General features: G+C 56.4%; 10 protein-coding genes. 7 read left to right on the forward strand and 3 right to left on the reverse strand.

Going from position 1 to position 9,585, the window contains the following annotated elements:
* Positions 1 to 214, forward strand: a 214-nt coding sequence (locus JE47_RS22300) for a hypothetical protein (RefSeq protein WP_236631296.1), incomplete at its 5' end; no start/stop codon positions are given.
* 215 nt (positions 215 to 429) lie between these two features.
* Here the strand turns inward: JE47_RS22300 and JE47_RS0118115 are convergent.
* Together JE47_RS0118115 and JE47_RS0118120 are read right to left on the reverse strand one after the other, a co-directional pair.
* Positions 430 to 1,179, reverse strand: a complete 750-nt coding sequence (locus tag JE47_RS0118115; RefSeq protein ID WP_051871204.1) for a Uma2 family endonuclease — start codon at positions 1,177 to 1,179, stop codon at positions 430 to 432.
* Positions 1,180 to 1,190: 11 nt separating this feature from the next.
* Entirely contained in the window at positions 1,191 to 1,925 is a 735-nt protein-coding gene (locus JE47_RS0118120) for a Uma2 family endonuclease (RefSeq protein WP_031461106.1), read from the reverse strand.
* 171 nt (positions 1,926 to 2,096) lie between these two features.
* Between JE47_RS0118120 and JE47_RS0118125 the strand changes: the two genes are divergently transcribed.
* From JE47_RS0118125 to JE47_RS0118150, 6 genes are all read left to right on the forward strand, one after another.
* Positions 2,097 to 2,768, forward strand: a complete 672-nt coding sequence (locus JE47_RS0118125) for a potassium channel family protein (protein WP_031461107.1) — start codon at positions 2,097 to 2,099, stop codon at positions 2,766 to 2,768.
* Positions 2,765 to 4,141, forward strand: coding sequence for a TrkH family potassium uptake protein (locus JE47_RS0118130; protein WP_031461108.1), 1,377 nt, complete (start codon positions 2,765 to 2,767; stop codon positions 4,139 to 4,141). Before JE47_RS0118125 ends, JE47_RS0118130 begins: the two co-directional genes overlap by 4 nt.
* A gap of 3 nt (positions 4,142 to 4,144) precedes the next feature.
* Positions 4,145 to 5,326: a radical SAM family heme chaperone HemW gene (gene hemW, locus JE47_RS0118135; RefSeq protein WP_031461109.1), complete on the forward strand. Its 1,182-nt coding sequence runs from the start codon at positions 4,145 to 4,147 to the stop codon at positions 5,324 to 5,326.
* Between the two features lie 322 nt (positions 5,327 to 5,648).
* Positions 5,649 to 6,737, forward strand: coding sequence for a tRNA dihydrouridine synthase DusB (gene dusB, locus JE47_RS0118140; protein ID WP_035419900.1), 1,089 nt, complete (start codon positions 5,649 to 5,651; stop codon positions 6,735 to 6,737).
* 12 nt (positions 6,738 to 6,749) lie between these two features.
* Positions 6,750 to 7,232, forward strand: a complete 483-nt coding sequence (locus JE47_RS0118145; RefSeq protein ID WP_031461111.1) for a hypothetical protein — start codon at positions 6,750 to 6,752, stop codon at positions 7,230 to 7,232.
* A 14-nt stretch (positions 7,233 to 7,246) separates the two neighbouring features.
* On the forward strand, positions 7,247 to 8,053 hold the full coding sequence (locus JE47_RS0118150) for a lysophospholipid acyltransferase family protein (protein ID WP_031461112.1): 807 nt from the start codon (positions 7,247 to 7,249) through the stop codon (positions 8,051 to 8,053).
* Here the strand turns inward: JE47_RS0118150 and JE47_RS0118155 are convergent.
* Positions 7,974 to 8,861 (reverse strand): carotenoid biosynthesis protein, encoded by an 888-nt coding sequence (locus tag JE47_RS0118155; RefSeq protein ID WP_236631297.1) that lies wholly within the window; start codon positions 8,859 to 8,861, stop codon positions 7,974 to 7,976. The genes JE47_RS0118150 and JE47_RS0118155 overlap by 80 nt on opposite strands.
* Positions 8,862 to 9,585 lie beyond the last annotated feature (724 nt).

Below are 9,585 nucleotides of genomic sequence, written 5' to 3' on the forward strand. Positions count from 1 at the left end.
GTTAAACGTTTGCATCCTATTGTGCGCTCCCCGCCCCACCATCACCTGGGTGCGCGGGCCTCCGGCCCGCCTTGTGCGGTGTGGGGCTGGCATTACCCCCACCACAAACGAAGGACATAGCCCACCGCTGGAATGGGAATCGGTGCATCCGAATGATGCGACACCCGCACAGTCGCCAATGGGGTATGGACGGTTCGTGAACCGCCCCTTCTGAGAGACCATGGGTGCGCGTGGGGGAACGGCGCTACCGTAGCCGATTAGGTGATCCCATCGACATACGGCGGGTCGGCCATCGGCGTTCCTCCATCGCTGCAAGGCATCCGTAGTACTATGAACTGACGCATACATTTGGGAAAAATGATACCTGCTTGTCGCAGACAGGATTGGTATAAGAGCGAACTCACCCCAGATGGCGTACACAGAATATATCTAGCGACCTTCACTGCCTCTCTGACGATCCTCCGCATCTTCCCCGCGCAGCCGCTCGACAAATGCGGCGTGCTCGGGATCGGCCAGACCGCGCTGGAGCGCAGCGAGCAGCGCAGCGGCATCCCCTGCCCACAATGCTGCCGGGTCGAGCCATAAACCGGGAAAGACGCGACTGCGCAGCGTACCATCGGCTGCGAGCGGCAGCGGGGTAAACACCCCCTCGCGCAGTTCCCACCAGTCCACCCGACGCTCATACGCCTGCGCGACCAGATACTCGCACACACCGCTGCGAGCATAGACGCGCTTCTTATCGTGCAGGTCGTAAGCAGCACTACTGGCGGCAACTTCGACGATCAGTTCAGGCGGCCCCTCGATGTAGTCTTCGGTGGTAACGTGCGAACGCCCCCCGTTCCTTGGTTCAAGGCGCAAGAGAGCATCGGGTTGATGCTCGTTCTCTAAGTCGAGGAGTACCGTCGCGTTGTTACTGCCGTCAACACCCGGTGTTGCGGCACTATACACACCCAGCCAGGTAACCAAGAGCAGGTGCAGTCTGCCGTGTTGCCGATGACGAGTCGGTGAAGCCACGTAAACAACCCCATCGATCAATTCAGCCTTCTTGATTTCAGGGTGCATCTGATAGCGTCGAGCGAACTCAGCCCTGGTCAAGCGGTCGCCCGAATTAAGTGGCGGTCGCTCGTCGGGCGGGGTGGGTGCAACAGGGCTAGTGGCAATTGTCGTATCCACGCTCATCGTCTCTCCCTTCACGATGCCGGAGCGCTCCCGGAAGTCATACGCAGCCGCTCGACAAATGCGGCGTGCTCGGGATCGGCCAGACCGCGCTGGAGCGCAGCGAGCAGCGCAGCGGCATCCCCTGCCCACAATGCCGCCGGGTCGAGCCATAAACCAGGAAAGACGCGACTGCGCAGCGTACCATCGGCTGCGAGCGGCAGTGGGGTAAACACCCCCTCGCGCAGTTCCCACCAGTCCACCCGACGCTCATACGCCTGCGCGACCAGATACTCGCACACACCGCTGCGCGCATAAACGCGCTTCTTGTCGTGTAGGTCGTAAGCAGCACTACTGGCGGCAACTTCGACGATCAGTTCAGGCGGCCCCTCGATGTAGTCTTCGGTAGTAACGTGCGAACGCCCCCCGTGCCTTGGTTCAAGGCGTAAGAGAGCATCGGGTTGATGCTCGTTCTCCAGATCGAGCCGCACCGTCGCATTGTCGCTGAAATCCACTCCCGGAGTTGCTGCTGCATAGGTGATGATCCATCCCACAAGCAGGCCATGCGGCTTGCCGTGCTGCCGATGACGAGTTGGTGAAGCCACGTAAACAACCCCATCGATCAATTCAGCTTTCTTAATTTCAGGGTGCATCTGATAGCGTCGAGCGAACTCAGCCCTAGTCAAGCGGTCGCCCGAATTAAGTGGCGGTCGCTCGTCGGGCGGGGTGGGTGCAACAGGGCTAGTGACAATTGTCGTATCCACGCTCATATCAAGCTCTTTCCCTGATTATGACGTGTTATGGCAAGTATAAACGGTCAGTTCATGTTATGCAAGAGCGAGCGAAAAGAGCAACATTATTCTATTCTATCCGACATCTGCGGTACAATATAGCTGATAGCCATTACTGGCTGGCATAATTGCATACAGGAGGAAGAGTCGATGGCACGTAAGCCAAGTCGGCTCGAATTTGCCGTTATCGGCCTTGGCCGTTTTGGGCGCAGTGTGGCGCTTAGTCTAATTGAGCGCGGGCACACAGTGCTGGGAATCGACCGTGATCCGAACATTGTGCAGCAACTGGCCGATCAGATGACTCAGGTCGTAGCACTTGATTCGAGCAATGAGGATGCACTGCGTGCAGTTGACATTATGTCATTTGATACGGTTGTGGTTGCTATCGGTTCGCAATTTGAAGCGAATCTGATGACGACGGTTGCCCTCAAGAGCCTAGGGGTTAAGCGGGTTGTTTGCAAGGCGCTCAATGAACGACAGAAATACATATTAACCCGAGTCGGCGCCGATATGGTAGTGCTACCCGAACACGAAGCCGGCGCCCGCCTAGCCTGGCAACTCTCAGAACCACACGTCCTTGAACATCTCAACCTCGGCTCTGGGTTTAGCGTGGCAGAAGTGCAAGTACCTGCGCCGCTGATTGGACAAACATTGATGCAGAGTGGCCTGCGTCGGCGTTATGGCATTAATGTCCTGGCCGTGAAGCACAACGGGAAGATGATCGTGACCCCACCACCAGACTACGTGTTCAGCCGTGATGACCGGATTTTGATCATCGGCGCCGATTCGAGCATCAGTACATTCTGCGATTTGTCGTCATGACTACGCTTGCAACCAGCCGCAATCTGACCAGACTGCGGCGAAAACCGATTCCGCCACCAATTCGACTGGTGAGTGGCCTGGCCTTGCTGATCGCAATTGGTACCCTCCTGCTCCTTCTCCCGGTCAGCAGTACCCGACCGCTGACCTTTATGGAAGCCTTGTTCACAGCAGCTTCGGCGCTTAGCGTCACCGGATTGTCGATCATTACGCCAGTACGTGACCTTTCGTTGATGGGGCAAATCTTCCTGATGCTGCTGATCCAGATTGGCGGCGTTGGATTCATGGTCGTCGCCGTGATTATCTTCCGTCTCCTCGGTCGCCGGATCAGTTTCACCGACCGGATCGCGCTTAGCGATTCGCTCGGGCTGCTCTCACCGGCGGCTATCGTTACCTTGACGCGGCGAGTATTGATTACGGTCGTGACCATTGAAGCGATTGGCGCACTGCTCCTCTACCTGCATTGGCGGACTGATCCGCGACTGAGTGAAGGACAGGCCTTCTTCTTTGCACTTTTTCATGCAGTATCGGCCTTCTGTAACGCCGGATTTGACCTTTTCACCGGTACGCCTGGCTTTGAAAATGGCATTCCGCGCGACAGTATCACGCTCTTTATTATGGGTGTTCTGATCTTCACCGGCGGCCTTGGCATCCCCGTGATCGCCGATCTTATCTCATACGCTCGCGAACGGAAAGTATCACTGCACACACGTATTACACTGATTGTCGTCGGCTTGCTGGTTGGTCTGGGAGCACTGGGTCTCTGGCTCAGTGAAGGATTCGATAGCGATGGCAGCCTCCACGGTCAACCGCTTGACCGGCAGATTTTTGTGTCACTGTTTCAGTCTATCTCGGCCCGCACTGCCGGTTTTTCGGGGATGGACAACTTTGAGTCGTTAACACCGGCCAGTCAGTTGCTGTTGATTACCCTCATGTTTATCGGCTGTGCCCCGGCTTCAATGGGTGGTGGGATTACAACCGGTACTTTTGCCGTGCTTTCCATCTCGTTGTGGAGCTACGCTCGCGGTTTGCCCACCGCTCAGTTTGGTGGACGGAGTCTGGCAACCGGGATGGTGCGTCGTGCGGCTGCAGTCTTAACCATTTCGCTGTTCGTTGTCTTGCTCGCGTCGTGGCTGATTGTGGCAACCCATGATGCCACCCTCGATCAGGTTGTCTTTGAAGTAGTTTCAGCGTTTGCTACCTGCGGTCTTACATTGGGATTCACCGGTGAACTGAATACCTTCGGGCAGTTGATTATCATCGCAGTAATGTTTTGGGGGCGGTTGGGAGCGCTAACGATCATTACCGCCATCGCCCGCCAGAGCACTGCACCGCAACCGGTCACATACCCCGAAGAGCAAATTCTGATCGGATAACGCATGCGACACCTTTATATCCATATTCCCTTCTGCCATCGGCGTTGCTCCTACTGCGATTTCAACACTTACGCAAATATGGAGCACCGAATTGAGGCGTATGTTGACGCACTTTGCCACGAGCTGGCGATGTTGCGCGATCACCTGCCACCGCTACCGGTCTCGCCTGAAGCGGCTGCGCTGCGGCCCACTATCTTCTTTGGTGGTGGTACACCGAGTATGCTGTCCGCTGCACAGATCGAACGCATTCTCCAGGCAGCAGATACGATAATCCCGCTCAACACAGCCGAAATCTCGCTTGAAGCTAACCCCGGTACCGTCTTGGGCCGCGATTACCTGCGCGATGTGCGCAGTCTCGGTGTGAATCGGTTGAGTATGGGTGTGCAAAGTCTGCACGACCCGACATTACGCATGCTCGGCCGCATTCACACCGCTGCCGAAGCGCGGGCCAGCTTTGAGGATGCCCGCACGGTTGGTTTCGATTCGATCAACTTGGATTTCATCTTCGGCCTGCCAGGGCAGGATTTGGCCCAATGGCGAGCGACACTCAACGAGATCATCGCTTGGGATGTCGATCACATCGCACTCTACTCTCTTATTCTGGAAGAAAATACACCGCTCTATGCCCAGGTTACTGCGGGGCGCTTGCGCGTACCTGACGATGACCTGACCGGCGCAATGTATGAGTTGGCGATAGAGATGCTCGCCAAGGCTGGATACCGTCACTACGAAATTTCAAACTGGGTACGGCCCGTCGGTACCGACCGGCCAGATGCACCTCCGGCATTGGCCTGTCAGCACAACCTGGCGTACTGGCTTAACAGCGACTATCTTGCCGCTGGCGCCGGTGCTCATGGTCACGTCTTTCCGCAGCGCTACGCCAATCTACGGTCAATCGATAGCTATATTGCCGCAGTACAGGCTGGTCGCCGCCCCATCGCAGAGACAATTCAGCTTACTACCGACGATCTAGCGGCCGAGACGATGTTTATGGGTCTGCGCCTCGACATCGGGGTCGGCTTTGCCCATTTTGCTGCTCGTGTCGGTCGATCATTATGTGAAATGTACGGCTCAACGCTCGACCAGCTCAGTGCACAGGGATTGATCGAGTGTGATGAGCAACGGGTACGGTTGACATCGCGAGGACGGATGCTTGGCAATCAGGTGTTCGCACATTTTGTCTGATGTTGGGAGTGAGAAACGAGAGGTGAGCAGAGAGAGCGAAGAGACAGATTCCCAACCTATCGTAGTCCGTCGCGGCACGTGCGTGCTGCGGATAGGTTGGGAGACACTCTGTTCCCCCTCGCTCCACACTGCTGCCATGTCAGGTAAGAATGTTGACCCCTTTATACGACCCTTACACCTCTGCCAGACTTCTGCTATAATTAAAGTGGGCAGGCGACAGGCCTGCCCTATCCATTCGACAGTCTTGGAAACAGGTCTTGAGCAAACAAAGGCCAATGGCCTTCCTGCATGCCGACATTCGTGAGAGAGCATCAGATTCGATATGAGCCATCAGCATCAGATCACACCTGAAGAGATTGCGCAACTCCCAACCGCCTACAACGTTGCGCATATCCGGATCGAACCAAATATCATTCTCGCTCCTATGGCGGGAGTCACCGATAGTATCTTCCGGCGCATGATCCTGCGACTTGGCGGCTGCGGTCTGGTGAGCACTGAAATGACTAACGCGGCCAGTGTCAGCCCCAAAGCGCTGCGCCGTCACCGGCTGCTCGACTACCTGCCCGAAGAACGACCATTGACGATGCAGATTTCGGGCAATGATCCTGATCTCGTCGCCAACGCGGCGCGTGTGGTCGAACAACTAGGTGCCGATATTATCGATATTAATTGTGGCTGTCCCTCACCGAAAGTCACCGGCGGCGGGCATGGCTCGGCCCTGTTGCGTGATCTGCCCAAAATGGAACGACTGCTACGGGCAGTTCGGGCAGCGGTACAGATTCCGGTTACCCTTAAGCTCCGCGCCGGTTGGGATGAACGGCAGCTCAACTTTATCGAAGCCGGCAAGCGGGCAGAAGCGGCAGGAGTGTCTGCCATCACGCTTCACCCGCGCACCCGTGAACAAGGGTACAAAGGTCAGGCCGACTGGTCGCGTGTAGCGGCGCTTAAGCAGGCGGTTTCTATTCCGGTGATCGGTAGTGGCGATGTCACAACCGCTCACGACGCGCTGATCCGTCTGCGTGATAGCGGAGCCGACGGCGTGATGATCGGGCGTGGGGCGATGGCTAATCCCTGGATTTTTCGGCAGATCGCCGATCTCCGACGTGGTGTAACACCATTTGTACCAACACCGGCCGATAAGCGCAATCTGCTGATCGAATACATGATGATTTGCGCCGAGGAGCTCCCCGAACGCCTGGCACTCAATAAGATCAAGCAGTTAATCGGCCAGTTTCACATCGGTTTGCCCGGAAGTAATCATTTGCGCGTGGCCGTACATACATCCACCAGTCTTGAGACTGCACGAGAGGCGATTGAACGATTTTTCGCGCCGTGGGTTGAATCCGATCAGGCTGCATCAACGCTGGAGCTATCGCATGGCCCAACCGAACATGATAAGGTATTGCTCTGATAGAAGGTATCTATGCACGACGGCTATCTCTTTACCCTCGGTATTTGTGGCAGCACAGAAGAGGACGATCCGGCGCCGGTGATTCTGAACCAGCTCCTGGCTGCGTTACCACCGGTGAAGCGAGCGGCATTCCTGGGCAGATTGCCATCCGATCAGCCCGACTGGCTTCTCGCCGACGTCGTTGCCGATATGCGCGATGCAGAGTTGATCATTATTGTTGCACCGGCAACTACACCGCAATTACCGAATCGCCTTAACAACCTCTTGCGCGCCACTTACACCGCTGGCATCAGCGGTCGTTATGCTCTATTGGTCACTATTGGTCAGCATGCTCGCGCTGTTCTTCCCCAGCTCCAGGCGGTAACGGCAACCTGTGGACTGATTATAACCGCTGCCCACGCGCTCGCCGATCACGACCCGCCACCGGTAACGTCTGTGCAAGCAGCATACGCTACTGCCCGCGCCAATCTCGCACCGAACGCATTGCCTCATTGAAATTGTCTATTGCTATGATCACGCCACGGATTCCTGCCAACAAAATCTGGATCGCCGATGAAGCGATCTACTACATCCTCGCCCGGCCGGCGCTCAAACGGAGCTTTGATCACGTCTGGTTTGCCCAATACGGTCCTCGCCCCGATCCATGTCGTGGCCCATATATCTTTTACCTTAATCATTCGGCGTGGTGGGATGGGTACATGTTGATGCTGATCCATCGCGCTATTATGCGCCGTGCTTTCGATAGCTATCTGATGATGGAAGAACGCCAACTGCGTGCTTACCGCTTCTTTACCTGGTGCGGTGCATTTTCTATCGAACGACGTGATCCCGACGATGCACAGCGTGCGCAGATCTATGCCGCCAATCTGTTGCGCGAACGGCGTGATCGGGCACTCTATATCTTCCCGCAGGGGCGGATCGAAGCAAACGACTACCGTCCCCTCACCATTTACCCAGGAATTGCCCGAATTGCGGCTCTAGTTGGCGATGTGACCCTCTGCCCAATTGCGCTGCGCTACGAATTCCTCGGTCAGCAATGGCCGCACGCCTTTGTTCAAGTTGGCCCACCTCACCCACCGGCCAGCCGGGACGATATTGAAGCGATCCGGAGTGATGTGGCTGCCCGCCTGACGGCTGCGGTTGACAAACTGCGAGCCGATGTGATTGAGCAGCGATTGGGACGATTCCAGCCGCTGCTCAACGGACGCTGGGGAATTGACCGCACCTGGGATGCGGTTAGAGGTTGGTTTCGGCGACGCGGCGCAGACGACGGGCCAGCCGCGGCAGCAGCCAATCGCCTGCGAGCACGAGCATAATCAGACCACCGATGAGCGCCGGTAAGACCTGACCACGGGCCAGATTGACGACCACAAACATCGTGAGGTTCGTAAGATAAAGGAGTGGTGGCAGCCAGGTCATAAATGATAGTGGGGTATAGCCACGGTGTGCGGCTGCCCGGCGCTGGTACAACAGAATCCACGACAACAACAGACTGGTGATCCACCAGGCCACAAAGTTCGATGCCGGGATACCGTAATAGAAACCACTTTCGGCATTCGACCAGACCCAGTAACGATTGATGTAGACGGCAAATGGTTCAATGGTGACATCGAGCAAGAGTGCGAATGAAGCTGCGGTTAGCACTCGTGTTGAATGAAGCTGACGGTCATTTATCGGCTTCCCATCACGGTTTAGAATGCGTTCGGCCACACCGACTGCTGCCACCACGATGAGCAACCATGCGAACGGAATAGCCAGTGGGACAACACCCAGCACTTGCGGTTGGAGCACATCGGTGTAGGTGTAGCTTCCAAACGGGAATCCGGTTGTCGCTCCAATATGTTCTACTGCCCACGAGATCACCAAAATCAAACTGGCAGCCGTTGCTCCCCACCAGCGATACCGTATCGTCAACCAAAACCCTATCAGCGCACCCTGTAAAATCAGGAGTGCGCCGCCCATCCATGTCCCCCATACCGGCACTTTATCAAGTGCTACCAAGACAATCGCAAACGGATAAATGAAGAGGTACAGCGTGAATAATGCAACAACAGTTCGACGTAAGTTCTGCAGAATAGACTGATCGGAAAGCATAGAGTAACAGACCCCAGACGAAAGGGTCATACCATTCGGTAGCCCCTATAGTTGATTATAGATTCGCTTTCATGGCCTGTCAAAGCCATAGCACATAGTCGTTTAAGTCAAAGGGAAGAGGGGAACGGCAGCGGCAACGGCGAGACCCGCTCTTCTCAGAGCCTGATCAAAAACCCGGATGTTGCATGAGGCTCGTACCGTGCATATACGACCATTGCGTGCGCGGGCCACCATGCGTTCGCGCCAGCCCCCCACGTCCCCCCCTTCCGCTCCCACACGGGGAGCGGAAGGGGGGCAGGGGAAGGGGAGGGCGCGCCAGCCGTGCGCCGCAGCACCGGGACGGAAGACGTTGCACACCCCTCCCATCGCGAAAGGGCGACGCATCCCCTGCCTGCCAACGGTTCTTATCCGCAACGATCCGGTACCTATCGTTTGGAATGCCATTGGAGAATCGCATCAACATCCAGGTTTTTGATCATACTCGCAGTACGTGCCGCGGTGTGCAGCTTCCTGTTCCGCCAGCGGTCTCCCTATGCCACACTTCGCTCGTCGTATATCGCCAGCGTATCGTAGGGCGGCTTCTCAACCCAGACCCTGCAAGCGTTAGCTCAGGAGGTGATTATGTCTCGATGCGCTAACCAGAAGATTCCATCCGCATATCAACGAAGGCGGGCCAGAGGCCCGCGCACCCAGGTGCGTGAAGAGGGACATCCGTCTCGACCGGTTTGACAATATCTCGCTGCGCGGCCCGCGC

The sequence above is a fragment of the Chloroflexus sp. MS-G genome (genome assembly GCF_000735195.1).
Taxonomy (GTDB): domain Bacteria; phylum Chloroflexota; class Chloroflexia; order Chloroflexales; family Chloroflexaceae; genus Chloroflexus.